This is a genomic window from Aeromonas sp. Marseille-Q7275, from assembly GCF_965119515.1.
Map to the genome: position 1 here is coordinate 128,382 of NZ_CBCPLW010000007.1, position 24,638 is coordinate 153,019.

Here is a 24,638-nt window from a genome sequence, read left to right on the forward strand (position 1 = left end):
CCCTAACCCTCATCGTTAACTGTCAGTCTGCGAGGTCATTGATTTGAGTGACATGGCGAAAAACCTAATCCTGTGGCTGGTCATCGCCGTCGTGCTGATGTCGGTGTTCAATAGCTTCAGCCCCAGCGATACCACCAGTCGCCAGCTGGACTATTCCAGCTTCGTGAAAGAAGTGACCCAAGAGCAGATCCGTGAAGTGCGGATGGATGGCAAGGTCATTAATGGCGTCAAGCGCACCGGTGAACGTTTCACCACCATCATCCCTGCGCCTGATCCCCAACTGCTCAACGACATGCTCAACCACAACGTGAAGGTGATGGGTGAGAAGCCGGAAGAGCCGTCTCTGATCACGTCCATCTTCATCTCCTGGTTCCCGATGCTGTTGCTGATCGGTGTCTGGGTCTTCTTCATGCGTCAGATGCAGGGCGGCGGTGGCAAGGGTGCCATGTCGTTCGGCAAGAGCAAGGCTCGCCTGATGAGTGAAGATCAGATCAAGACCACCTTCGTCGACGTGGCGGGTTGTGACGAGGCAAAGGAAGAGGTCAAAGAGCTGGTCGACTATCTGCGCGATCCGACCAAGTTCCAGAAACTGGGCGGCAAGATCCCCACCGGCGTGCTGCTGGTCGGCCCGCCCGGTACAGGTAAGACTCTGCTGGCCAAGGCCATCGCGGGTGAGGCCAAGGTGCCCTTCTTCACCATCTCGGGTTCCGACTTCGTCGAGATGTTCGTGGGTGTCGGTGCCTCCCGGGTGCGCGACATGTTCGAGCAGGCCAAGAAGTCCTCCCCTTGCATCATCTTCATCGATGAAATCGACGCGGTCGGTCGCCAGCGTGGCGCCGGTCTGGGTGGTGGCCACGATGAGCGTGAGCAGACCCTGAACCAGATGCTGGTCGAGATGGATGGTTTCGAAGGCAATGAAGGCGTCATCGTCATCGCCGCGACCAACCGTCCAGACGTGCTGGATCCCGCTCTGCTGCGCCCGGGTCGTTTCGATCGTCAGGTCGTGGTCGGTCTGCCGGATGTCCGCGGTCGCGAGCAGATCCTGAAGGTACACATGCGCAAGGTTCCGTTGGCGGATGACGTCAATCCGGCGCTGATTGCCCGCGGTACGCCCGGTTTCTCCGGTGCCGATCTCGCCAACCTGGTCAACGAGGCCGCCCTGTTCTCCGCCCGTGAGAGCCGCCGCGTGGTGTCCATGAACGAGTTCGAGAAGGCCAAGGACAAGATCATGATGGGGGCGGAACGTCGCTCCATGGTGATGAAGGAGTCCGAGAAGGAGATGACGGCTTATCATGAAGCCGGTCATGCCATCATCGGTCGGGTCGTGCCGGATCATGATCCCGTCTACAAGGTCTCCATCATTCCCCGTGGCCGTGCCCTTGGGGTGACCATGTACCTGCCGGAGCAGGATCGCTGGAGCCACTCCAAGCAGCATCTGGAGTCGATGATCTCCAGCCTGTACGGCGGTCGTCTGGCGGAAGAGCTGATCTACGGTGCCGAGAAGGTATCGACCGGTGCGTCCAACGACATCGAGCGTGCCACCGACATCGCCCGCAAGATGGTGACCCAGTGGGGTATGTCCGAGCGTCTGGGCCCCATGCTCTATGCCGAAGAAGACGGTGAAGTCTTCCTTGGCCGCAGCATGGCCAAGGCCAAGCACATGTCCGACGACACCGCGCGCGTCATCGATGCCGAGGTCAAGCAGGTCATCGATCGCAACTATGCTCGTGCCAAGCAGATCCTGCAGGACAACATGGATGTGCTGCACACCATGAAGGATGCCTTGATGAAGTACGAGACCATAGATGCCAAGCAGATCGACGATCTGATGGCTCGTCGTGAGGTACGTGCTCCCAGCAACTGGCACGATGAACACGGTGACACCCCGCAAGGCGGCGCCAGCGTGAGCAGCGAGCCCGAGGTCAAGGCGCAGGCCGATGACAACAGCGCACCGCGCAGTGACATCGACAAGGCGAACGATGTGCCGGCCAAATAAGCTTTCATGATCCAAACCCCGGGCTTGCCCGGGGTTTTTCTTTGTGCGGATATCCAGATTTTCTTGTGACAGGTAGATGTAAAGATGCAACTAATCAGCAAGGGGCGCAGCCTCTCCCTGGAGCGTCCCCACGTCATGGGGATCCTCAACGTGACGCCGGACTCCTTCTCCGATGGTGGCCGCTTCAAGCAGCTTGAACTGGCCCTGGCCCATGCTCGCCAGATGATGGAGGAGGGGGCCACCCTCATCGACATCGGCGGCGAGTCGACCCGCCCCGGCGCCCCCGACGTGAGCGAGCAGGAGGAGCTGGACAGAGTCATCCCCGTGGTCGAGCGGATGGCGCAGGAGCTGGATGTGATGATTTCCCTCGACACCTCCAAGGCTGCCGTGATGAGAGCGGGCTGCGCGGCAGGGGGTCACCTCATCAATGACGTGCGGGCCCTGCTCGAACCCGGCGCCCTGGCTGCCGCGGCAGAGGCTGACGTGCCCGTGTGCCTGATGCACATGCAGGGGCAGCCGAGAACCATGCAGGCGGAACCTCATTACGAGGACTTGCTGGGGGAGGTGAGGGCCTTCTTCGACGAGCGAATAGCCGCTTGCCTGGATGCCGGGATCTCGCGCCGGCACCTGCTGCTGGATCCGGGTTACGGCTTTGGCAAGACGGTGGCACACAACTATCAGTTGCTGGCCGGGCAGCAGAAGTTGCTGGATTACGGTCTGCCGCTCTTGGTGGGGATGTCGCGAAAGTCTATGATAGGCAATCTGCTTGGCCGCCCCGTTGATGAGCGGCTGGCCGGCAGCCTGGCCTGCGCCCTGATCGGGTTGCAACATGGCGCCAGAATCATCCGGGTGCACGACGTGCGAGCCACCATGGACGCGCTGCGTGTAGGCTGGATGACCATGACGGGACAAGATTTCGTATCCAGATAAAATAACGAGAACAGACAATGACCAGAAAGTACTTCGGCACAGACGGTGTGCGCGGCAAGGTGGGTGAATACCCGATCACCCCGGATTTCGTGATGAAGCTGGGCTGGGCCGCCGGCAAGGTGCTCTCCAAGAAAGGTACCAAGAAGGTGCTGATAGGCAAGGACACCCGGATCTCCGGCTACATGCTGGAATCGGCGCTGGAAGCGGGCCTCTCCGCTGCGGGCCTCAAGGCCATACTGATGGGCCCCATGCCGACGCCGGCGGTGGCTTACCTGACTCGCACCTTCCGTGCCGAGGCCGGCATCGTCATCAGCGCCTCCCACAACCCCTATTACGACAACGGCATCAAGTTCTTCTCCGCCGACGGCACCAAGCTGCCCGATGAGGTGGAGCTGGCCATCGAGGCCGAACTGGATCACGAGCTCAAGTGCGTGGAGTCCGCCGAACTTGGCAAGGCGCAGCGCATCGACGATGCCGCCGGCCGTTACATTGAGTTCTGCAAGAGCACCTTCCCCACCCATCTGAGCCTGGAAGGGGTGAAGATGGTGGTAGATTGCGGCCATGGCGCCACCTATCACATAGCCCCCTCGGTGTTCCGCGAGCTGGGCGCCGAGGTGATTGCCATCGGTTGCAGCCCGGATGGCCTCAACATCAACGATGGGGTGGGCTCCACCGCACCAGAGGCGCTGGCCGCCAAGGTGCTGGAGTGCAAGGCCGATCTCGGTGTTGCCTTCGACGGTGACGGCGATCGCCTGGTGATGGTAGACAGCACTGGCTACATCATCGACGGGGACGAGATCCTCTACATCATCGCCCGCGATGCCCTGCGCAACGGCCGCCTCAAGGGCGGCGTGGTCGGTACCCTGATGGCCAACATGGGCCTGGAGCTGGCATTGCAGACGCTCGGTATTCCGTTTGCCCGTGCCAAGGTGGGTGACCGCTACGTGCTCGAGATGATGAACGAGAAGGGCTGGCGCATCGGTGGCGAGAACTCGGGTCACATCATCTGCCTGGATCAGACCACCACAGGGGATGGCATAGTCGCCGCCCTGCAGGTGCTGACGGCGGTGTGCTCTGCGGAGATGCCGCTGGCCAAGCTGCGCTCCGGCATGAGCAAGTTCCCCCAGGTACTGGTGAACGTACGTTTTGCCGAGGGCAAGGATCCGCTGGCGGCCGAAGCCGTGCAGCAGGAAGTGGCCAAGGTGGAACAGGAACTGGGCGGCCGTGGCCGTGTCCTGCTGCGCAAATCCGGCACCGAGCCCCTGATCCGGGTCATGGTGGAAGGGGAGCATGAGCAACAGGTGCGTGACATGGCACAACGCATCGCCCAACAGGTCGAATCGGCGTTTTAATGAGCGACCAGGGCGATTTTTTAATCGTCCTGGTTGTATCTTGTTCAAACGATTCGAAAATTTGAAAATAGCACTTGTCAGCTGATCATCCTCTGGATATTATCAGCCCCGCTTTCGCAAGGGAGTTGCCGATGGGACATCGCAAGCCGTTTGTAGCCGCCAACTGGAAGTTACACGGTAGTAGGTCGCAGTTAGAGCAGTTTACGAGTCAATGCCTGAAGGGTGTTGGTGATGATGTAGATGTTGTTCTCTGTCCTTCCCATGTGCATCTCGACTTTACCGCACGATTGCTCGATGAGCAGAAGGTGATAAGGTTGGGGGCTCAGAATGTGAGCCAGCACAGACTGGGCGCTTATACGGGTGAAGTCTCGTGTGAGATGCTGGTCGAGGCAGGGTGCCGATACGTACTGGTCGGTCACTCCGAGCGCAGGCGTCTCTTTGGTGAGACCAGCTTTATCGTCGCAGAGAAGTTTGCGGCAGTCAGAGCGGCAGGTTTGATTCCCATCCTTTGTCTTGGGGAGTCAGGTGCGGCGAGACAGGCGAGAAGAACCTTTGAGGTGATCGCCGAAGAGCTGGATATCGTCATAGAGAAAAATGGCGCGATGGCTTTCGATAATGCTATCATCGCCTACGAGCCGATTTGGGCTGTAGGTACAGGTAAATGCGCCACACCCGAGCAGGCACAAGAGGTTCATTCCTTTATACGTGGTCGCTTGGCGGAGGATACTCCGGTAATAGGTGAGAAAATCAGAATCATCTATGGTGGGAGCGTGACGCCGACCAACGCGAGAGATTTGTTTGCCCAGCCCGACATTGATGGCGGACTGATAGGTGGAGCAAGTCTCGACAGCGATGCGTTTTTAGGAATTGTTGAAGCGGCAAAGGGTGCAAGTTAAATGTACGAGATTCTTTTAGTCGTTTATCTGCTGGTGTCACTGGCTCTGATCGGTCTGGTGATGATTCAGCAAGGTAAAGGGGCTGATATGGGCGCCTCCTTCGGCGCAGGGGCATCGAATACCGTATTCGGCTCCGGTGGTTCAGGCAGTTTCCTGACCCGCACAACTGCAATTTTGGCCACTCTGTTCTTTTTGATCAGCCTGGTGCTTGGCTCCATGTCAAGCAACAAGGTAAAACAGGGTAGCGAATGGGAAAATCTGCAACAGACTCAGCAAGTTGAGCAGACCAAAGCGCCAGTGAAGAAAGATACTGACGTTCCCGAGTAAAGAGTTTTTGCCGTGGTGGTGGAATTGGTAGACACGCTATCTTGAGGGGGTAGTGCTCTAGGGTGTGCGGGTTCGAGTCCCGCCCACGGCACCAATTAAGTAGTGAACCCGGGTAACCGGGAAGTTATAGCCAGTCAGTCTTGTGTGATGAGAATGAAGTGGCTATAATCTCGCACGATTTCGGACGCGGGGTGGAGCAGCATGGTAGCTCGTCGGGCTCATAACCCGAAGGTCGTCGGTTCAAATCCGGCCCCCGCAACCAAATTTCACGCATTTCCTACGCTCAGGAAGGCGGTCGCTGCGAGGCGACAATCAGGGTAAAGCGCCAAGCCCCGATTTGACATCGGGGCTTTTTGTTATGTGCGATTTACTCTGAATCGATCTCTATCTGGGCTATATGCCCTTTTTTTGTTTTTCGGAGGGTGACTTTGGCTACGTTGGAACAACGTTTGACCGATCTGCTCGAGGCTCCGGTCGTTGCCTTGGGTTTTGAACTTTGGGGTGTCGAGTTTATCCGTGCGGGTAAGCACTCGACCTTGCGCGTCTTCATCGACTCGGAGCAAGGCGTGACGGTGGAAGACTGTGCCGAGGTGAGCCGCCAGGTTGGCGCCATCATGGACGTCGAAGATCCCATCACCGAGGAGTATTACCTCGAGGTGTCCTCCCCGGGCCTGGATCGTCCGCTGTTCAAGGTTGCCCAGTTCGAAAAATACGTTGGCCAGGAGGCGGCGGTTTCGCTTCGGATGGCAACAAACAACCGCCGCAAGTTCAAAGGCGTAATCAAAGCTGTGCAGGGGGACATGATCACCCTGACAGTAGATGGTAAGGACGAGGTGTTGGCTTTCACCAATATCCAAAAAGCGAACATAGTGCCGAACTTTGGTTAACGAGGCTATCGGATATGAATAAAGAGATTTTGCTGGTCGTTGACGCTGTGTCCAACGAGAAGGCTGTCCCCCGCGAGAAGATTTTCCAGGCTCTGGAGACTGCGCTGGCGACTGCGACCAAGAAAAAATACGAAGGCGAGATTGAAGTTCGGGTCGAGATCGATCGCAAGACCGGTGACTACGACACCTATCGCCGTTGGGTCGTGGTGGCCGATCAGGCTTCCATGGAGAACCCGTACGGGGAAATCACCCTCGAAGCCGCTCAGATCGAGCAGCCGGATATCCAGATCGGCGACTATGTTGAAGACCAGATTGACTCTGTCACCTTCGACCGCATCACCACCCAGACCGCCAAGCAGGTCATCGTGCAGAAAGTGCGCGAGGCCGAGCGTTCCCAAGTCGTTGACCAGTTCAAGGACAAGGAAGGCACCATCATCAGCGGCGTGGTCAAGAAGAGCAACCGCGACAACGTGATCCTGGATCTGGGCAGCAATGCCGAGGCCGTGATCTTCCGTGACGACATGCTGCCCCGTGAGACCTTCCGTCCCGGTGATCGCATCCGTGGCCTGCTGTATGCAGTCCGTCCGGAAGCCCGTGGTTCCCAGCTGTTCGTCAGCCGCTCCAGCCCGGACTTCCTGAAAGAGCTGTTCCGCATCGAAGTGCCGGAAATCGGCGAAGAGATGATCGAAATCATGGGCGCCGCCCGTGATCCGGGTTCCCGCGCCAAGATCGCGGTCAAGACCAACGATCGTCGTATCGACCCGATCGGTGCCTGTATCGGCATGCGCGGCGCTCGCGTTCAGGCGGTCTCCGCCGAGTTGAGCGGTGAGCGTGCCGACATCGTCCTGTACGATGACAACCCGGCACAATACGTGATCAATGCCATGGCGCCTGCCGATGTGGCCTCCATCATCGTTGATGAAGACAACCACACCATGGATATCGCCGTGGAAGCCGCCAACCTGGCCCAGGCCATCGGTCGCAACGGTCAGAACGTGCGTCTGGCCTCCCAGCTGACCGGTTGGGAGCTGAACGTCATGACCGTCGAGGACATGCGTGCCAAGCACCAGGCCGAGAACGACCGCATCCTGACCCTGTTCACCACAGCGCTGGACATCGACGACGATTTCGCCGGTCTGCTGATGGAAGAAGGTTTCTCCACCCTGGAAGAGATCGCCTTCGTGCCCGTCAATGAGCTGCTGGCCATCGACGGTCTGGACGAAGACATGGTGGAAGAACTGCGCAAACGCGCCAAGGATGTCCTGACCACCAAGGCCCTGGCCAAAGAAGAATCCTTCGACGGCGTAGAGCCTTCCGAAGAACTGCTCAATCTCAACGGCCTTGGCCGTGACATGGCGTATGCCCTGGCCGCTCGCGGCGTCGGCACCCTGGAAGATTTGGCAGAGCAAGGTATCGACGACCTTGCCGACATTGAAGAGCTGACCGCTGAGAAAGCCGGTGAGCTGATTATGGCTGCTCGCAATATCTGTTGGTTCGGAGAAGAGCAGTCTGAATAAGGTCAAACGGAGGAAAATGAATGGCAGAAGTATCAGTCAAACAACTTGCCACTGACATCGACACGCCGGTTGATCGTCTTCTCCAGCAGTTTGTCGATGCCGGTATCAGCAAGAGCAAGGCCGACGACCTCGTCAGCGAGTCTGAGAAACAGACTCTGCTGGCTCACTTGAAAAAACAGCATGGAGGTGACGAGATCACCGCACCAGCCCGCATGACTTTGCAGCGCAAGACCAAGAGCACCCTGAGTGTTCAAGGGACTGGCGGCAAGAACAAGGAAGTGCAGGTTGAAGTGCGCAAGACTCGCACCTATGTAAAACGCTCGGCGCTGGAAGATGAACAGCGTCAGGCGGAAGCCGAGGAAAAAGCGCGTTTGGAAGCAGAAGAAAAAGCTCGTCACGAGGCCGAAAACAAGGCCCGTCTCGACGCTGAAGAGAAGGCTCGCCGTGAGGCTGAGCAGGCTCGTCGTGAAGCTGAGGAAAAGGCGCGGATCGAGGCACAATCAAAGGCTCGACAGGCTCCACAGCCCGCCAAAGTAGCCGCTAGCACAGCTCAGCAAGAGGCAGAAAAGATGGCCAAGCGCGAAGCAGAAGAACTGAAGCGCCAACAGGAACAGACAGCTTTGCAAAAAGCTGAAGAACTCGCCGCGAAGAAAGCCGAAGAGGCTCGTGTCATGGCGGAACAGAATGCGGCCCGTTGGGCCGAGGAAGAGGCCGCTCGCGCCAAAGAGAGCAGCGATTACCATCTGACCACCAACAAGCACGCGCAAGCGGCCGAAGATGAGTTGGATCGTAAGGAAGAGACCAGCCGTCGCACGGCTGCCGCTGCCAAGGCCCCGAAAAAGGCCACTCGCCGCGAAGACGACCGTGACTCCCGCAACCCCCGTGCCCGCAAGGGCAAGCGTGGCAAGATGGCCATGCCGAACGCCATGAAGCACGGCTTCAACAAGCCGGCAGCCGTGGTGAACCGTGACGTCGTCATCGGCGAGACCATCACTGTGGCCGAGCTGGCCAACAAGATGGCCGTCAAGGGCGTCGAAGTCATCAAGGTGATGATGAAGATGGGTGCCATGGCCACCATCAACCAGGTGATCGATCAGGAGACCGCTCAGCTGGTCGCCGAGGAGATGGGTCACAAGGTGGTGCTGCGCCGCGAGAACGAGCTGGAAGAGGCGGTACTGTCCGATCGTGACGAGACCTCCGAAGCCAAGCCGCGCGCGCCGGTCGTAACCATCATGGGTCACGTCGACCACGGCAAGACCTCGCTGCTGGACTACATCCGTAAGGCCAAGGTCGCCGCAGGCGAAGCCGGTGGCATTACCCAGCACATCGGTGCCTACCACGTCGAGACCGACAGTGGCATGATCACCTTCCTGGATACCCCGGGTCACGCCGCGTTTACCTCCATGCGTGCTCGTGGTGCCAAGGCGACCGACATCGTGGTTCTGGTAGTTGCTGCCGATGACGGCGTCATGCCGCAGACCATCGAAGCCATCCAGCACGCCAAGGCGGCAGAAGTGCCCCTGGTGGTGGCGGTCAACAAGATCGACAAGCCTGAAGCGGATCCGGATCGCGTCAAGACCGAGCTGGCCCGTTACAACGTCATGTCCGAAGACTGGGGTGGCGATTGCCAGTTCGTCCACGTCTCCGCCAAATCCGGCGAAGGCATCGACGAGCTGCTGGAAGCCATCCTGATCCAGTCCGAAGTGCTGGAGCTGAAAGCGGTCGTCGATGGCATGGCCAACGGCGTCGTGATCGAATCCTTCCTGGACAAGGGCCGTGGCCCGGTTGCCACCGTACTGGTACAAGAAGGTACCCTGCGTCAGGGTGACATCGTGCTCTGTGGCCTCGAGTACGGCCGTGTTCGCGCCATGCGTGACGAACTGGGTCGCGAGATCAAGGAAGCGGGTCCGTCCCTGCCGGTGGAAATCCTGGGTCTGTCCGGTGTTCCCTCTGCCGGTGACGAAGCCACCGTCGTGCGTGACGAGAAGAAGGCCCGTGAAGTGGCACTCTATCGTCAGGGCAAGTTCCGCGAAGTCAAGCTGGCTCGCCAGCAGAAGGCCAAGCTGGAAAACATGTTCGCCAACATGACCGAGGGCGAAGTGTCCGAAGTGAACGTGGTGATCAAGGCCGACGTACAGGGTTCTGTGGAAGCGATCTGCGATGCGCTGGTCAAGCTCTCCACCGACGAAGTCAAGGTCAAGATCGTGGGTTCCGGGGTCGGTGGTATCACCGAAACCGACGCTACCCTGGCGGCTGCTTCCAGCGCCATCCTGGTGGGCTTCAACGTCCGTGCCGACGCTTCTGCGCGCAAGGTCATCGAATCCGAGAGCCTGGATCTGCGTTACTACTCCGTCATCTATGACCTGATCGACGAAGTGAAGCAGGCCATGAGCGGCAAGCTGGCCCCTGAGTATCGTCAGGAGATCATCGGTCTGGCTGAAGTCCGTAGCGTCTTCAAGTCACCGAAGTTCGGCGCCGTTGCCGGCTGTATGGTCACCGAAGGTGTGGTCAAGCGTTCCAACCGTATTCGCGTTCTGCGTGACAACGTGGTTATCTATGAAGGCGAGCTGGAATCCCTGCGTCGCTTCAAGGATGACGTCAACGAGGTCCGCAACGGTTACGAGTGTGGTATCGCGGTCAAGAACTACAACGACGTGCGTGAAGGCGACCAGATCGAAGTTTACGAGACCATTGAAATTCAGCGGACTCTGTAAGCCGAGCGTTAGAACAAATAGGGGGCTGCGGCCCCCTTTTATCGCAGGATAGAATATGGCCAGAGAATTCAGCCGGACCCGTCGGGTCGGGCAGCAGATCCAGCGTGAAATCGCGCTGATCCTGCAGCGCGAGGTGAAAGACCCGCGCATCGGCATGGTGACCGTCTCCGACGTGGAAGTGTCCAAGGACCTCAACTATGCCAAGATTTACGTCACCTTCCTGCAGCTGGAGAATGACGCCGAGCGCATCGCGGAAGGGCTCAAGGGCCTGACCGAGGCGGCCGGTTACATTCGCAGCCTGCTTGGCAGCGCCATGCGTCTGCGGGTGGTGCCGGAGCTGCGGTTCTACTACGACCAGACCCTGGTCGAGGGGATGCGCCTCTCCAACCTGGTGACCAACACTGTGCGTGAAGACAAGCGTCGCATGACCGAAGCAGGTCGTGAAGAAGACGAAGCCGCACCGGATGATACTACTGAGGACAAAGCCTGAGATGTCTCGAAGACGTCGTTTCAAGGGCCGTGACGTACACGGTATCCTGCTGCTGGACAAGCCGACCGGTCTGACTTCCAACGATGTGTTGCAGAAGGTCAAGCGGATCTACAACGCGGCCAAGGCCGGCCACACCGGCGCCCTGGATCCCCTGGCGACCGGCATGTTGCCGATCTGCCTGGGCGAGGCCACCAAGTTCTCCCAGTATCTGCTGGAGGCGGACAAGCGCTATGAGGTGACCGCCAAGCTGGGCGAGCGCACCAACACCAGCGACTCCGACGGCGAGGTGGTCTCCACCCGTCCGGTGAACGTGGCCGTGGGTACCCTGATCGAGGCGCTGGACCAGTTCCGCGGCCCCATCATGCAGGTGCCGTCCATGTACTCCGCCCTCAAGCACAACGGTCGTCCGCTCTACGAGTACGCCCGTGAAGGCATCGAGATCGAGCGGGAAGCCCGCCCCATCACCGTGTTCGAGCTCAAACTGCTGAGTTTCGAAGGGGATGAGGTGCGCCTCGAGGTGCACTGCAGCAAGGGCACCTACATCCGCTCCCTGGTGGACGATCTCGGCGAAGTGCTGGGCTGTGGCGCCCACGTCACCCAGCTGCGTCGCACCCAGGTGGCCAGCTATCCGTATGATCGGATGCTGACCCTGGAGCAGCTCGAGTGCATCTTCGAGCAGGCCAAGGCCGAGAGCATTCCGCCGCGGGAGCAGCTGGATCCGCTGCTGCTGCCGATGGATACCGCAGTGGCGTCCCTGCCCGAGGTGAACATGCTGACGGCCGTGGCCGCCTATGTGAACCAGGGCCAGGCCGTGCAGGTGGCGGGTGCGCCGCAAAGCGGCCAGGTCCGCATGACGGTGGGCCCTGAGCGCGAGTTCATCGGCGTCGGCGAGATCGACGACGAAGGCCGTGTCGCCCCCAAGCGGCTGGTGCGTTATCACGACGATCGCGACGAGGAGTGATCCTCTGGCGGTATCGCCCTGGCTCACCGGCCAGGGCGCGTGCAGCTCGCCCCTCTTTATCGTTGCGAAAAGGGGCGGCTGCGATTATGATACCGCCCTCATTTCACGGCTGAATTAGAGATTGGCTGTGAACCTTTAAACACTCTACTGGAGTAATACCATGTCTCTAAATGCTGAGATCAAAGCTTCCATCGTTGCTGACAACGCTCGTTGCGCCAACGACACCGGTTCCCCCGAAGTGCAGGTTGCCCTGCTGACTGCCCAGATCAACCATCTGCAAGGTCACTTCAAGGAGCACGCCAAGGATCACCACGGTCGTCGCGGTCTGCTGCGCATGGTTTCCCAGCGTCGCAAGCTGCTGGACTACCTGAAGCGTAAAGACGTTCAGCGTTACGCTGCTCTGATCGCCAAGCTGGGTCTGCGTCGTTAATCGACCATCAGATTTCGCGAAAAAGGGGAACCGTGAGGTTCCCCTTTTTTATGGATCATTTTTCTCGCGCGACAAACCGTTGCCTGCCTCACAGAATGCGTGCCACCGCTTACCTTTTGATGCGAATCAAGTATACTTGCACGCGAATTTAAAGCGCCAAATTGTAAAAAGGAAATTCACGTGAATCCTATTGTAAAGTCATTCCAGTACGGTCAACACACCGTCACCCTGGAAACCGGTGTGATGGCCCGTCAAGCCACTGCGGCCGTCATGGTCAGCATGGACGATACCTGCGTATTTGTGACCGTCGTCGGCAAGAAAGAGGCCGATCACGGCCGTGATTTCTTCCCGCTGACCGTCAACTACCAGGAGCGTACCTATGCTGCTGGTCGTATCCCGGGTGGTTTCTTCCGTCGTGAAGGCCGTCCGAGCGAAGGTGAGACCCTCATCTCCCGCCTGATCGACCGTCCTATTCGTCCGCTGTTCCCGGAAGGCTTCCTCAATGAGGTTCAGGTGGTTGCCACCGTCATGTCCGTGAACCCGGCCGTGTCTCCCGACATCGTTGCCATGATCGGTGCCTCTGCTGCCCTGGCCATCTCCGGTATCCCGTTCGGCGGCCCGATTGCTGCTGCCCGCGTGGGTTACATGAACGGCCAGTACGTGCTGAACCCGACCACTACCGAACTGCCCCAGAGCGATCTGGACCTGGTGGTTGCCGGTACCGCCAACGCCGTGCTGATGGTGGAATCCGAAGCGGCCATCCTGTCCGAAGAGGTGATGCTGGGCGCCGTGGTCTATGGCCACGAGCAGATGCAGGTGGTGATCAACGCCATCAACGAATTTGCCGCCGACGTGGGTACCCAGCCCTGGGACTGGACCCCGCCTGCCGTCAACGAAGCGCTGAAAGCCAAGGTTGCCGAGCTGGCGACCGCCGAACTGGGTGAAGCCTACCGCATCACCGAGAAGGCCGTGCGTTACGCCGCCATCGGTGCTATCAAGGCGCGCGTGGTCGAGCAGGTCATCGCCACCGGCGTGGAAGAAGATGCCAAGAAGATCGGCGAAGAGTTCCACAGCCTGGAAAGCCGCATCGTTCGTGGCCGTGTGGTCCGTGGCGAGCCGCGCATCGATGGTCGCGATCCGGAAATGATCCGCGCCCTGTCCGTCGGCACCGGCATCCTGCCCCGTGCTCACGGCTCCGCCCTGTTCACCCGTGGCGAGACTCAGGCCATCGTGGTTGCGACCCTGGGTACCGAGCGTGACGCCCAGAACATCGACGAGCTGTCTGGCCACCGTGCCGACCGCTTCATGCTGCACTACAACTTCCCGCCGTACTGCGTCGGCGAGACCGGCATGATGGGCAGCCCCAAGCGTCGTGAGATCGGTCACGGTCGTCTGGCCAAGCGCGGCGTTGCTGCCGTGATGCCGAGCGCCGCCGAGTTCCCGTACGTGGTGCGCGTGGTGTCTGAAATCACCGAATCCAACGGTTCCTCCTCCATGGCCTCCGTCTGTGGTTCCTCCCTGGCGCTGATGGACGCGGGTGTGCCGATCAAGGCCTCCGTTGCCGGTATCGCCATGGGGCTGGTGAAGGAAGAAGAAGGTTTCGTGGTGCTGTCCGACATCCTGGGTGACGAAGATCACCTGGGTGACATGGACTTCAAGGTGGCCGGTACTACCCAGGGTATCACCGCGCTGCAGATGGACATCAAGATCGAAGGCATCACCAAAGAGATCATGGAGATTGCCCTCAAGCAAGCCCGTGGCGCTCGCTTGCACATCCTGAAGGTCATGGATGAGGCCATCCAGGCTCCCCGTGCCGAAATCTCCGATTTCGCCCCGCGCATCCACACCATCAAGATCAATCCCGAGAAGATCAAGGATGTCATCGGCAAGGGCGGTTCCGTGATCCGTGCCCTGACCGAAGAGACCGGCACCAACATCGAGCTGGATGATGACGGCACCGTCCGCATCTCTGCCGTTGCCAACGAAGCCGCCATGGAAGCCATCCGTCGCATCGAGGCCATCACCGCCGAGATCGAAGTGAACCGCATCTATGAAGGCAAGGTTGTGCGTCTGGCCGATTTTGGCGCCTTCGTCAACATACTGCCGGGTAAAGACGGTCTGGTGCACATCTCCCAGATCACCGATGCCCGCGTGCAGAACGTGGCCGACTTCCTGAAGATCGGCGACGTGGTGAAGGTGAAGGTACTGGAAGTGGACCGTCAGGGCCGCGTGCGTCTCTCCATCAAGGAAGCGAATGCACCGACCGAAGCCGCCGCCCCGGTTGCAGACGTGGCCGTTGCCGAAGAGCCGGCTGCCGAATAAGGCATCCGTTCTGTGAAGAGCCGACCTCAGGGTCGGCTTTTTTGTGCCTGTCTGCCTGTGAAGACCAGAGAGAAGATGCCTTGTTCCTTTTGACGCCAGTTGCTATAAGGGACGACTCGCCGTCACGTTGTCAAAAGGAAGTGCAGCATGTCATGGGCCTATCTCAGGCAGTTTCCCCCGTTAGTCTGGATCGTCATCCTGGGCACCTTCATGGTGCGCACCACCTTCTTCATGGTCTGGCCCTTTCTCTCCATCCTGCTCTATCGCGACTACGGGCTCTCGGCGACCCTGATCGGCCTCATCCTGGGGGCCACGGCGGCCCTCTCCACCCTGGTCAGCTTCTATGGCGGCTGGCTGTCGGACAAGTGGGGGCGGCGCAACATACTGCTGTTCGGCTGCCTGGTGTCCGCCCTGAGCGTCGCCATGCTCGGCCTCTCCCATCAGGTGATCTGGCTGGCTCTCGGGGTGATCGGCAGCGGACTCTCCTACGGGCTCATCGATTCCCCTGGCAAGGCGCTGATGGCCGACAACCTGGCCGAGCCCAAGGCCCGCGAGCTGGCGCTGCACCTGCGTTACTTTCTGCTCAACCTGGGGGCGGCCATCGGTCCCCTGCTCGGGGTCAGCTACGGCCTGAGCGCTCGGCAGGAGACTTTCCTGCTGCTCAGTGCCAGCTATCTGCTGCTCGGCTTCATCTTCTTCATCGGTTTTCGACTGGCCGCCTGTCAGCCAAGCCATGCCGCCGGCCCGGGCATGCGCGCCGTGCTGCGGGTGCTCTGGCAGGACAGGGGCTTCCTGCTGCTGACTATGGCCAACATGCTGCTGATGCTGGTCTATGCCCAGTTCGAGTCACCGCTCATCCAGTACCTGACCCGGGCGGGCACCCCTGAGGTGGAGCGCCTCATCGGCTGGCTGGTGAGCACCAATGCGCTGACCATAGTGATCCTGCAGTTCCCGCTGCTGCACCTGACCGCCAACTGGTCTATCAAGCGCCGACTGCAGCTCGGGGTCGCCTTCTTCCTCAGCGCCCAGCTGCAGTTCGCACTCGGGGATACCGCCATCTGGTGGCACTGGATAGTGGCGGTGATCCTGCTCAGCGTCGGCGAGTGCATCCTGTTCCCGCTGCTCAATGTGCTGGTCGATCAGATGGCGCCGGAGCACCTCAAGGGCAGTTACTTCGGGGCGGCCTCCATGTCCGGGCTCGGGATCGCCATCGGCGCCCTGCTGGGGGGCTGGATCCTGGCCAACTGGGGGGGCAGCTGGCTCTATGGCTGCATGGCGCTGCTCTGCCTGGCGATCCTGATGCTCTATGGCCTGAGTACCCGGACCTCACGCCCTGCGCTGGTCCGGGCCGAGCCCTGATCCCTAGAAGGTCAGCACCTTGTCGGCCGCCAGTGTCCACTGGGCCAGCAGGGGCAGGGTGCCCACCTCTATGCCCTCGATGAGGGGAAGGGCCGTGATGCCCCGCGCGTCCGTACAGCTCTTGCACAGCCGGATCCGGGTGCCCTGTGCCAGCAGGATCTCCAGCATCTGGCGCAGGTTGTAACCCTCGGCGGGGGATTGGCCCGCCAGGGCGGCGCTGACCGCGTCTGACATCAGGAAGAGTTTCAGGTCTATGCCTTCCTGCTCGTTGAGGGCTATCCCCAGGCGCAGGGCATTGAACAGGGTTTCGCTGCCATAGGGGGCACCGTTGGCGATGATGACGATCTGTTGCTTCATGGGACTCTCCGGGTTGAAAGGGGCATTGTAGCGTCGCCGGCATGGCGGCGGCATGACCCAGTGCAAACTCTGTCGTAGCCCTTTCCCTGTGCCTTGACCTCGGGGTATGAGTCAGGTTTCATAGGCGGCCATCCAGTATGACAGAGCAAAGAGGTCGTTATGTGGAAGATCGCCGGAATAGGATTATTGCTGTTGGCCGGACAGGCCTATGGCAGTGAAAACGTCGGCTGCAAGGCCAGGCATCAGGCAGTGACCGAGCAGTTGAGCTTCGCCCGGGCGCATGATAACGCGCAGCAGGTGGCGGGCCTGGAGCAGGCCCTGCGCAACATCGAGACCCATTGCACCGATGCCGGGCTCCTCGAGGAGCAGCAGCGAAAGGTGGCCAAGCAGAAGCAAGAGGTGGAGGAGCGTCTGGCGGATCTGCAGAGCGCCCGGGTCTCGGGCAAGCCGGACAAGATCGCCAAGAAGCAGGCCAAGCTGGAGGCATCCCAGGCCGAGCTGCTGGAGGCCCAACGCGAGCTTGAGGCGCTGCAGAAGCTGGTCAAGCCCTGAGTGGGCTGTAGCGCAATAGAAAAAGCCGGGCATGCCCGGCTTTTTCTATTTCTGGATGGCCCGCAGGTCCGGCACTACTGCCGGTGCATCAGCACAAACTTGTCCATCAGATCTTCTTCGGTTTCCACATGAGCGGGATCCCAGATGATGCAGTCGATAGGACAGACGCTGATGCAGGTGGGCTTCTCATAGTGGCCGACGCACTCGGTGCAGCGATCCGGATCTATCTCGTAGATCTTCTCCCCCAGGCTGATGGCCTGGTTCGGACACTCGGGATCGCACATGTCACAGTTGATGCACTTGTCGGTGATGAGCAGCGCCATCTCAGGCCGCCGAGTGGGGCTGACGGGTGTCCTGGCGATCGCCCAGGTTGCGCAGCAGTATGCCGTAGTTGATGTCGATCTCCTTGGGGACGGGCACATAGACCACGTGGCCGTTGCCCGGCGCGGTGTCGATGAGCTCGCCCTTGCGGTTCTGCATCTGCTCGAGATTGAAGCTGACGTTGCCCTGCGGCGTCATCAGCTCCAGGCTGTTGCCCACCAGGAACTTGTTCTTCACTTCCACTTCCACCATGTCGCCCTGGCGACCGGTGATCTCGCCGACGAACTGCTGGGTGTCGGAGACGGAGTAGCCGTAGTCGTAGTTCTGGTACTCGCTGTGGTTGTGACGGCGCAGGAAGCCCTCGGTATAGCCACGGTGGGCCAGGTTCTCGAGGGTGCCCATCAGGGTCGGATCGAACGGACGACCGGCGACAGCATCGTCGATGGCCTTGCGATAGACCTGGGCGGTACGGGCGCAGTAGTAGAAGGACTTGGTGCGGCCTTCGATTTTCAGCGAATGCACGCCCATCTTGGTCAGGCGCTCCACGTGCTCGACGGCGCGCAGATCCTTGGAGTTCATGATGTAGGTGCCGTGTTCGTCTTCGAACGCCGTCATGTATTCGCCGGGGCGGTTGGACTCTTCCAGCAGCACCAGGGCGTCGCTCGGCTTGCCGAGCCCCAGGGTGTTGTCCGGGCGCACGGCGATGGGCTCCTGACGGTGCACAATCTGGCCCACGTCATCTTCCTTGCCCTCGTGCACCTTGTACTCCCAGCGGCAGGAGTTGGTGCAGGTGCCCTGGTTGGGGTCGCGCTTGTTGATGTAGCCGGAGAGCAGGCAGCGACCGGAGTAGGCCATGCACAGCGCCCCGTGGACGAAGACTTCCAGCTCCATCTCGGGCACCTGCATGCGGATCTCTTCGATCTCGTCGAGCGACAGTTCGCGCGACAGGATGGCGCGGGTCAGGCCCATCTGATGCCAGAACTTCACCGTGGCCCAGTTGACCGCGTTGGCCTGTACCGAGAGGTGAATGGGCATGTCCGGGAAGGCTTCGCGCATCATCATGATGAGGCCAGGGTCTGACATGATCAGCGCATCCGGCTTCATGTCCACCACGGGGCGCATGTCGCGGATGAAGGTCTTGAGCTTGGAGTTGTGGGGCTGGATGTTGGCCACCACATAGAACTGCTTGCCCAGGGCATGGGCCTCGTTGATGCCGAGCTGCAGATTCTCGTGATCGAATTCGTTGTTGCGTACCCGCAGGCTGTAGCGCGGCTGGCCCGCATAGACGGCGTCGGCGCCATAGGCATAGGCGTAACGCATATTCTTGAGGGTCCCGGCGGGGGAGAGCAATTCTGGTCTGAACATGTTGGACTCTTTCTGTCTGATTGCAAATCAGGACGGCGCCACCTAATGGCGCCGTATAGGGTCATCGGCATGGTGCGACCGTACTCGACGCACGGCCACCCGATGAGGTACACCCAGAGCACGAGATGACTCGATACTCCTGATAAAAGGGGTGCGAGATTGTACTCGTGACGGCGCCATCATGCAATTTGGCGCTAGGGTGGCGGGCCGGATGCATGTTCATTTTGCGCTCAGATTGGCGATGTTAGGGTAACAGTCACCTGATTCGGTCGATTGTTGGGGGGAGAATGGATCTTTTCCGTGAAAAAGCCCCCTCTTCAAGTTGAAATTTTGTCCGACTCGGGAAAGAATGCGCGCTCGGTATTGGCCTCGGGCGAGCGTGACTCGTGACAAGGGACAGACCGAGGATGAACCGGCTTCAGGCCAACAGGTACAGGAAACCATACAGGAATTTTATGAATCCCCTTCGCATTGCCGCTTCGGCCCTTTTTTGCACTCTGACCCTGGTCAGCCAGCAGGCCGCCGCCGTTGAATACGCGCTGCCGGCCGCCAACAGCCGTCTGATCGGTGAGAACCAGGAGTACGTGGTGCCCGCAGACAACCGTCCGCTGGAGCAGATCGCCGCCGACTTCCAGCTGGGCCTGACCAACATCATGGAAGCGAACCCGGGCGTCGACCCCTATCTGCCGACGCCGGGCAGCAAGCTGACCATTCCGCATCAGCTGATCCTGCCGAATGCGCCGCGCGAGGGGATCGTCATCAACGTGGCCGAGATGCGTCTCTACTACTACCCGAAAGGCAAGAACGTGGTACAGGTGCTGCCCATCGGCATCGGTCAGCTGGGGGTCAACACCCCGGAGAACTGGATCACCAAGGTGGAGCGCAAGCGCGCCAACCCGACCTGGACTCCGACCGAGAACATCCGTCGCCGCTACGCCGCCCAGGGCAAGACACTGCCTGCGGTCTGGCCGGCCGGTCCGGACAACCCCATGGGCCTGCACGCGCTCTATATCGGCAACCTGTACGCCATCCACGGCACCAACGCCACCTTCGGCATCGGCCTGCGGGTGAGCAGCGGCTGCGTGCGTCTGCGCGCCGATGACATCAAGTACCTGTTCGACAACGTGCCGGTCGGCACCCGCGTCCAGTTCGTCAACCAGCCGGTCAAGACCACGGTCGAGCCGGATGGCGGTCGTTACATGGAAGTGCACGAGCCGCTGTCGCGCACCGAGGAGGAGTTCAACTCCACCGCCTCTGTGCCGCTCCCCATGACCCCGGCCACCACCCGCTTCATCGCCCACATGGACAGCGACTCCAACGTGGTCAAGCAGGTGCTGGAACAGCGTACCGGCATGCCGACCCGCCTCAATCCCGAAGCCTGATCGCTTCGGATAGGTGTCAGGTAACAATAACGGCGACCCCAGGGTCGCCGTTATTGTTTATGTGGCTCAAGGAGCGGGCGGGGCATAGAGGGCCAGCCAGTTGCCTTCGGTATCCTCGATAATCACCCGGGAGCCGTGGCCGCTGCCGATGGAATGCAGGGGTTCGAGCACGCGCCCGCCGAGCCGGGGAACCAGCTGCTCGGCCTCCTGCAGCCTGTCACCCAGGGAGAGATAGATGAGGGGACCGGCGCCACCGGGTTGGTGGTATTTGTCCATGGGGCCGAGACAGGCCGCCGCGTTGCTGCCATCGTAGCGCAGCATGGCAAAGCGCATCTCCTCCTCCTGTATGGGGGTGACCTGCACATCGAGCAGGGCCGAGTAGAAGTCCATGGCGCGATCCAGATCCCGCGTCGGAATGTCGGCCCAGACCAGGGTGTTGTCCATCTTCGTATTCTCCAGCATGTTCCGGCCGAGGCGACCGGCGGCTCTTGGAATCAATCTGCGATCTTGCTGCGAGACCGTGATCAAGGTTCATGTACAGCTCTTTACCTTGCTGACGGTCTCGCGACAGGTCTTGGACTGGTTCTTAGAGGTTAGGAGTGGGGGATGAGAGACGCCATCAATGAAAAAGCGGCGCCTGATGGCGCCGCTTTTGGATGGGGAAGATAACCGATTTTCCCTCTATATACAGTCACTTGCCTGCGACATTCAAGCCACCGAAACGGATGGATTGAGGAGCATAGAGCGCCTTGTCATTCATTGGTTGTCACTTGCCTGCGACATTCAAGCCACCGAAACGGATGAGGGGGGCATAGAAGCCCTTGCCATCGTTGTGGTGCAGCAGGTTGCCGACCGCTTCCAGCTCCCCGAGCAGACGGTAGAAGTTGCCCGCGACCGTGATGCCGCGCACCGGCTGGACGCGTACACCGTCCCGGCACAGAAAGCCCGACGCGCCGAACGAGAAGTCACCGCTCACCGCATCGGCACCGGAGTGCAGACCGTCCAGCTTGAGCAGCTCCAGATAGTCGCCGCTCTGCACCTCGCCCTCGCTGTGAGGGCCTGTGCCAAACACCAGGTGGCGGGCGGTCACATCCAGGGCGCTGCGGGCACTGCGGGCCGCCGAGCCATTGCTCGCCACCCCAAAGTGGCGGGCGGTGGCGCTGTTGTGCAGCAGGGTTTTCAGCTCCCCTTCGCCAATGAGCAGCAGATCCGAGGTAGCCGCCCCCTCGCCATCGAACGCCTTTATATTCATGCCCCCCGGCATATGGACCCGGCTCTCCAGGGTGAGCCAGCGGGAGGCCACGCTTTGCCCCAATTTGCCGCGCCAGGGGTTGATCCCCTGCTGGGCCCACTTGCCCGACAGCGCCCCCTGGAAGCAGCCAAACAGGCTGGCAAAGCAGTTGGTGCTGAAGAGTACGCTGTAGCGACCGCTCGGCACCGCCTCACCCATCAGCAGGCCGTCGGCCACGGCGTGGATCTGCCGGATGAGGGGCTGGCTCTCCAGCTCGTCGAAGCGCCGTGCGTATTGTCCCTGGTAGTGCATGGACTGGCGCCCCTCCCGCTCGATGAGGGCGGAGCTGTGGCAACCGACGCTGAATTCCTGATGTTCGCAGAGGCTGCCCTGGCTGTTGGCGAGCCAGAGGCGGCTCTCCCCTTCGAAGAAGCCGTTGTAGGGGGCGCCGGTCACATCCGGCAGGGCCAGCATGTCCGATTCGAGGCGCAGGGCCAGGGCTATCTTCTCTTCCACCGCCGTGGTGTCGGCCTGGTGTATCTCGGCGCAGTCGGTGGTGAGTCGGCTCTGCTGCACTGTGATGCGCTGATCCGGGTCCACCTTGGCGAAGCGGCTGGCATCGAGCGCGTCCTGCACCATGGCATCCAGCGCCGGCTCATCGAGGGATTCCGAGTAGGCGATGCCGACCCGGCCCTCCTTGATGAGGCGAATGCCTATCTGCTGGCTGCTGGTGACCTTGTATTCGCCGAGCTCGCCCTTGTCGGCCTTGAGGGAGAAGGCTTTCTCCTGGTTGGCGATGACGTCCGCCTCGGCGTCCAAATCGGCGACCTTGTCCAGCAGGCGTGCAAGCAGTTGGTTCATGTCGAGCTGGCTCATCAGGCGTTCCCTCCCACCAGAATGTTGTCCACTTTGAGAGCCGGTTGGCCCACCGAGGTAGGCACAGAGCCCGAGATGGAGCCGCACATGCCGGCGGCCAGCGCCAGATTGCGTCCCACCATGGAGATCTCTTTCAGCACTTGCGGGCCTGTGCCGATCAGGGTCGCCGACTTGAGGGGCCGGGTTATCTTGCCGTGCTCGATGAGGTAGGCCTCCTGCACGTTGAAGTTGAACTCGCCCGTGCCCGGCTGTACCGAGCCGCCCCCCATCTTCTTGGCGTAGATGCCGTGTTCCACGGTTGCCAGCATCTCCTCCAGGCTGTGGTTGCCCGGCTCGATATAGGTGTTGCGCATGCGCGAGGTGGGGGCGAACTTGTAGGACTCGCGCCGCCCGGAACCGGTGCGGGCATGGCCGGTCTTGATGGCCCCCATTCTGTCCACCAGGAAGCCGGTGAGCACGCCCTCCTTGATGAGCTGGGTGTGCTGGGTCGCCATCCCCTCGTCATCGACGTTGATGGAGCCCCAGGCGTTGCTCTGCAAGCCCTCGTCCACCGCGCTGACCGCCGGATTGGCGATGAGCTGGCCCATCTTGTCGTGGAACACCGAGGCCTTCTTGGCCACCGAGGTGGTCTCCAGCAGGTGGCCGCAGGCCTCGTGGAAGATGACGCCGCCAAAGCCGCTCTCCATGATGACCGGCAGCATGCCGCTCGGACAGGGGGCGGCACCCAGCTTCACCAGCGCCTGGCGGGTGGCGGTGAGGGCCAGCTCCCGCGGATCGATGCGATCGGCATGCTCCCAGCCCATCAGGGCACCGGGGGCCTCGTAGCCCACGCTCTGCTCGCCCCCGTCCAGGGCGATGGTCTGGGCCATGATGCGGTTGTAGTGGCGGCGATCTGCCACCTGGAGCCCTTCGCTGTTGAAGATCTCCACCTCCTGCTCCCAGCCCAGCACGTTGCCGGAGAACTGGCTCACCTTGCTGCTCTCGGCGCGGGCCACGGCATCCATGGCGTGCAGGTAGGCAATCTTCTGCTCCAGCAGCTTGTCGGCCGACAGCGGCAGCGCCACCGGATTGCGATCGGTCAAGCGGGTGAAGTCGAAGGCGGTGGCGGTGACCACGGGGTCACGCCTGTCCTTGGCCGCCAGCAGGGTGACGATGCGCAGCAGCTCCTCGCGGCTGGCGAGGTTGGTGTAGCCGTAGAGCACCTTGTGGCCGTAGCACAGGCGCAGGCCTATGCCGAAATCGAGGCCGCCGCTGATGTTCTCTATCTGGCTGGAGAGCAGGCTGAGCTGGCTGCGGCGCTTGCGCTCCACAAACAGCTCGGCGAAGTCGGCACCCAGCGCCAGGGCGTGATCGAGCACGTCGCGGGCTATGGTGGGGGCCAACAGGGAGAATGGGGTCATAGAATTTCCTTTTCTGGTCTGTTTCCTGTTTGCTTCCGACACCCGTTCTGATTGTGTTATGGGGTGTCGGTTGCATTGTTGCAGACCAGCACAAAAAAGTCGCTATAGCGTCATGCGATGATACCGATTGAGAAAATCGGTGCGATAACTGCGACCGGCAGCCAGGGTGGCTGGCTGCCGGCAGGGGAGATCAACGTCGCTTTCGAGGCGCGATGAGGGAGCCGAACCGTCGATGCTTTTTGGTACCACCTGGCGGGATCACGGCAGCTCGTGGATCTCGCTTAATATCTGATCGACCCACTGCTCGATACGGGATCCGGTCTGGTCGTACTGGTTGGCGTCATCGAGGGCCAGGCCGAAGAAGTGACGGCCATCGTCGTTCCGCATCCAAGGGATCATCGAACATGCAAGCTACCTGGATCACAGCAGCTCGTGGATCTCGCTTAATATCTGGTCGACCCACTGCTCGATGCGGGATTCGGTCTGGTCGTACTGGTTGGCGTCGTCGAGGGCCAGGCCGACGAAGTGACGGCCATCGTCGATCAGCGCCTTGGAAGCATCGAACTCGTACCCTTCGTTGGGCCAGTAACCCACCAGCCTGACCCCCTTGGGCACCAGCTGATCGTGCAACAGGCCGAGGGCATCCTGATACCACTCGCCGTATCCCAGCTGATCACCCATGCCGAACAGGGCTATGATGCGCCCTTCCAGAGGCACATCCTTGATATCTTCCCAGCGGGATTCCCAATCTTCCTGCAGCTCGCCGAAATCCCAGGTGGAGATGCCGAGGATCAGGATGTCGTACTCCTGCATGCGGGCCAGGGGCACGTCCTTGATGTTGTGGAGATCAACCAGCTCGGGGCCAATGAGGGCGCGGATCTTCTCGGCGGCCATCTCGGTGTAGCAGGTGGTGGAGCCGTAAAACAAACCTATCTTCATCGCTCTTCTCTTGATCGCAGTAGGCAAGGGGGTG

At 60.6% G+C, this 24,638-nt stretch carries 22 protein-coding genes, 2 tRNA genes and 1 pseudogene; 17 read left to right on the forward strand and 8 right to left on the reverse strand.

Annotated features, from left to right (window positions below):
• Positions 1–43 precede the first annotated feature (43 nt).
• The 15 genes from ftsH to ACWPWQ_RS08950 all read left to right on the forward strand — a co-directional run bounded on the left by ftsH (position 44) and on the right by ACWPWQ_RS08950 (position 16,181).
• Complete coding sequence (gene ftsH, locus ACWPWQ_RS08880; RefSeq protein ID WP_025326059.1) at positions 44–1,996, forward strand: ATP-dependent zinc metalloprotease FtsH; 1,953 nt, start codon at positions 44–46, stop codon at positions 1,994–1,996.
• Positions 1,997–2,080: 84 nt separating this feature from the next.
• A complete protein-coding gene (gene folP / locus ACWPWQ_RS08885) occupies positions 2,081–2,926 on the forward strand; it encodes a dihydropteroate synthase (protein WP_404837926.1) in 846 nt (281 codons plus the stop codon).
• 17 nt (positions 2,927–2,943) lie between these two features.
• Positions 2,944–4,278, forward strand: coding sequence for a phosphoglucosamine mutase (gene glmM / locus ACWPWQ_RS08890; protein ID WP_106887617.1), 1,335 nt, complete (start codon positions 2,944–2,946; stop codon positions 4,276–4,278).
• 131 nt (positions 4,279–4,409) lie between these two features.
• Positions 4,410–5,174 carry a triose-phosphate isomerase gene (gene tpiA / locus ACWPWQ_RS08895; protein ID WP_454009585.1) on the forward strand — a complete coding sequence of 255 codons (765 nt, stop codon included), beginning with the start codon at positions 4,410–4,412 and terminating at the stop codon, positions 5,172–5,174.
• On the forward strand, positions 5,175–5,501 hold the full coding sequence (secG, locus tag ACWPWQ_RS08900; RefSeq protein WP_025326063.1) for a preprotein translocase subunit SecG: 327 nt from the start codon (positions 5,175–5,177) through the stop codon (positions 5,499–5,501). It abuts the gene before it with no gap.
• 9 nt (positions 5,502–5,510) lie between these two features.
• A tRNA-Leu gene (locus ACWPWQ_RS08905) sits at positions 5,511–5,595 on the forward strand.
• 91 nt (positions 5,596–5,686) lie between these two features.
• A tRNA-Met gene (locus ACWPWQ_RS08910) sits at positions 5,687–5,763 on the forward strand.
• Positions 5,764–5,929: 166 nt separating this feature from the next.
• Positions 5,930–6,388, forward strand: coding sequence for a ribosome maturation factor RimP (gene rimP / locus ACWPWQ_RS08915; RefSeq protein ID WP_025326064.1), 459 nt, complete (start codon positions 5,930–5,932; stop codon positions 6,386–6,388).
• A 14-nt stretch (positions 6,389–6,402) separates the two neighbouring features.
• Complete coding sequence (nusA, locus tag ACWPWQ_RS08920) at positions 6,403–7,905, forward strand: transcription termination factor NusA (protein WP_042648795.1); 1,503 nt, start codon at positions 6,403–6,405, stop codon at positions 7,903–7,905.
• A gap of 20 nt (positions 7,906–7,925) precedes the next feature.
• Positions 7,926–10,619, forward strand: coding sequence for a translation initiation factor IF-2 (gene infB, locus ACWPWQ_RS08925; protein ID WP_139437351.1), 2,694 nt, complete (start codon positions 7,926–7,928; stop codon positions 10,617–10,619).
• 55 nt (positions 10,620–10,674) lie between these two features.
• Positions 10,675–11,109 (forward strand): 30S ribosome-binding factor RbfA, encoded by a 435-nt coding sequence (gene rbfA, locus ACWPWQ_RS08930; RefSeq protein WP_005326642.1) that lies wholly within the window; start codon positions 10,675–10,677, stop codon positions 11,107–11,109.
• A 1-nt stretch (position 11,110) separates the two neighbouring features.
• Positions 11,111–12,070 carry a tRNA pseudouridine(55) synthase TruB gene (gene truB / locus ACWPWQ_RS08935; RefSeq protein ID WP_042648796.1) on the forward strand — a complete coding sequence of 320 codons (960 nt, stop codon included), beginning with the start codon at positions 11,111–11,113 and terminating at the stop codon, positions 12,068–12,070.
• 160 nt (positions 12,071–12,230) lie between these two features.
• Entirely contained in the window at positions 12,231–12,500 is a 270-nt protein-coding gene (gene rpsO, locus ACWPWQ_RS08940) for a 30S ribosomal protein S15 (protein ID WP_005317514.1), read from the forward strand.
• A gap of 180 nt (positions 12,501–12,680) precedes the next feature.
• Positions 12,681–14,822 (forward strand): polyribonucleotide nucleotidyltransferase, encoded by a 2,142-nt coding sequence (gene pnp / locus ACWPWQ_RS08945; protein WP_454009586.1) that lies wholly within the window; start codon positions 12,681–12,683, stop codon positions 14,820–14,822.
• 147 nt (positions 14,823–14,969) lie between these two features.
• A complete protein-coding gene (locus ACWPWQ_RS08950) occupies positions 14,970–16,181 on the forward strand; it encodes an MDR family MFS transporter (protein ID WP_454009587.1) in 1,212 nt (403 codons plus the stop codon).
• Positions 16,182–16,184: 3 nt separating this feature from the next.
• Here the strand turns inward: ACWPWQ_RS08950 and ACWPWQ_RS08955 are convergent, their stop codons facing one another.
• The gene (locus ACWPWQ_RS08955; protein ID WP_319912712.1) at positions 16,185–16,538 is read right to left on the reverse strand and encodes a DsrE/DsrF/TusD sulfur relay family protein; all 354 of its coding nucleotides are present in this window, start codon (positions 16,536–16,538) and stop codon (positions 16,185–16,187) included.
• A 159-nt stretch (positions 16,539–16,697) separates the two neighbouring features.
• Here ACWPWQ_RS08955 and ACWPWQ_RS08960 point away from each other — a divergent pair, with 159 nt between their 5' ends.
• The gene (locus ACWPWQ_RS08960) at positions 16,698–17,090 is read left to right on the forward strand and encodes a DUF1090 domain-containing protein (RefSeq protein ID WP_202046523.1); all 393 of its coding nucleotides are present in this window, start codon (positions 16,698–16,700) and stop codon (positions 17,088–17,090) included.
• A 74-nt stretch (positions 17,091–17,164) separates the two neighbouring features.
• Here the strand turns inward: ACWPWQ_RS08960 and ACWPWQ_RS08965 are convergent, their stop codons facing one another.
• Positions 17,165–17,413, reverse strand: coding sequence for a YfhL family 4Fe-4S dicluster ferredoxin (locus ACWPWQ_RS08965; protein WP_454009588.1), 249 nt, complete (start codon positions 17,411–17,413; stop codon positions 17,165–17,167).
• Between the two features lies 1 nt (position 17,414).
• Positions 17,415–18,776: a prephenate-dependent tRNA uridine(34) hydroxylase TrhP gene (gene trhP, locus ACWPWQ_RS08970; protein ID WP_033130937.1), complete on the reverse strand. Its 1,362-nt coding sequence runs from the start codon at positions 18,774–18,776 to the stop codon at positions 17,415–17,417.
• Between the two features lie 455 nt (positions 18,777–19,231).
• On the opposite strand from trhP, the gene ACWPWQ_RS08975 reads away from it, so the two are divergent.
• Positions 19,232–20,158, forward strand: a complete 927-nt coding sequence (locus ACWPWQ_RS08975) for a L,D-transpeptidase family protein (RefSeq protein WP_005326662.1) — start codon at positions 19,232–19,234, stop codon at positions 20,156–20,158.
• A 66-nt stretch (positions 20,159–20,224) separates the two neighbouring features.
• Here ACWPWQ_RS08975 and ACWPWQ_RS08980 read toward each other — a convergent pair whose 3' ends face one another.
• The 5 genes and pseudogenes from ACWPWQ_RS08980 to fldB all read right to left on the reverse strand — a co-directional run bounded on the left by ACWPWQ_RS08980 (position 20,225) and on the right by fldB (position 24,604).
• A complete protein-coding gene (locus tag ACWPWQ_RS08980) occupies positions 20,225–20,620 on the reverse strand; it encodes a VOC family protein (RefSeq protein ID WP_162519240.1) in 396 nt (131 codons plus the stop codon).
• Between the two features lie 304 nt (positions 20,621–20,924).
• The gene (locus ACWPWQ_RS08985; protein ID WP_454009589.1) at positions 20,925–22,265 is read right to left on the reverse strand and encodes a TldD/PmbA family protein; all 1,341 of its coding nucleotides are present in this window, start codon (positions 22,263–22,265) and stop codon (positions 20,925–20,927) included.
• Positions 22,265–23,665 (reverse strand): TldD/PmbA family protein, encoded by a 1,401-nt coding sequence (locus ACWPWQ_RS08990; RefSeq protein WP_454009590.1) that lies wholly within the window; start codon positions 23,663–23,665, stop codon positions 22,265–22,267. The genes ACWPWQ_RS08985 and ACWPWQ_RS08990 overlap by 1 nt, the downstream gene beginning before the upstream one ends.
• A gap of 258 nt (positions 23,666–23,923) precedes the next feature.
• A pseudogene (locus ACWPWQ_RS08995) lies at positions 23,924–24,043 on the reverse strand (flavodoxin FldB); the annotation flags it as partial.
• A gap of 42 nt (positions 24,044–24,085) precedes the next feature.
• Complete coding sequence (gene fldB, locus ACWPWQ_RS09000) at positions 24,086–24,604, reverse strand: flavodoxin FldB (RefSeq protein ID WP_005326670.1); 519 nt, start codon at positions 24,602–24,604, stop codon at positions 24,086–24,088.
• Between the last annotated feature and the right edge of the window lie 34 nt (positions 24,605–24,638).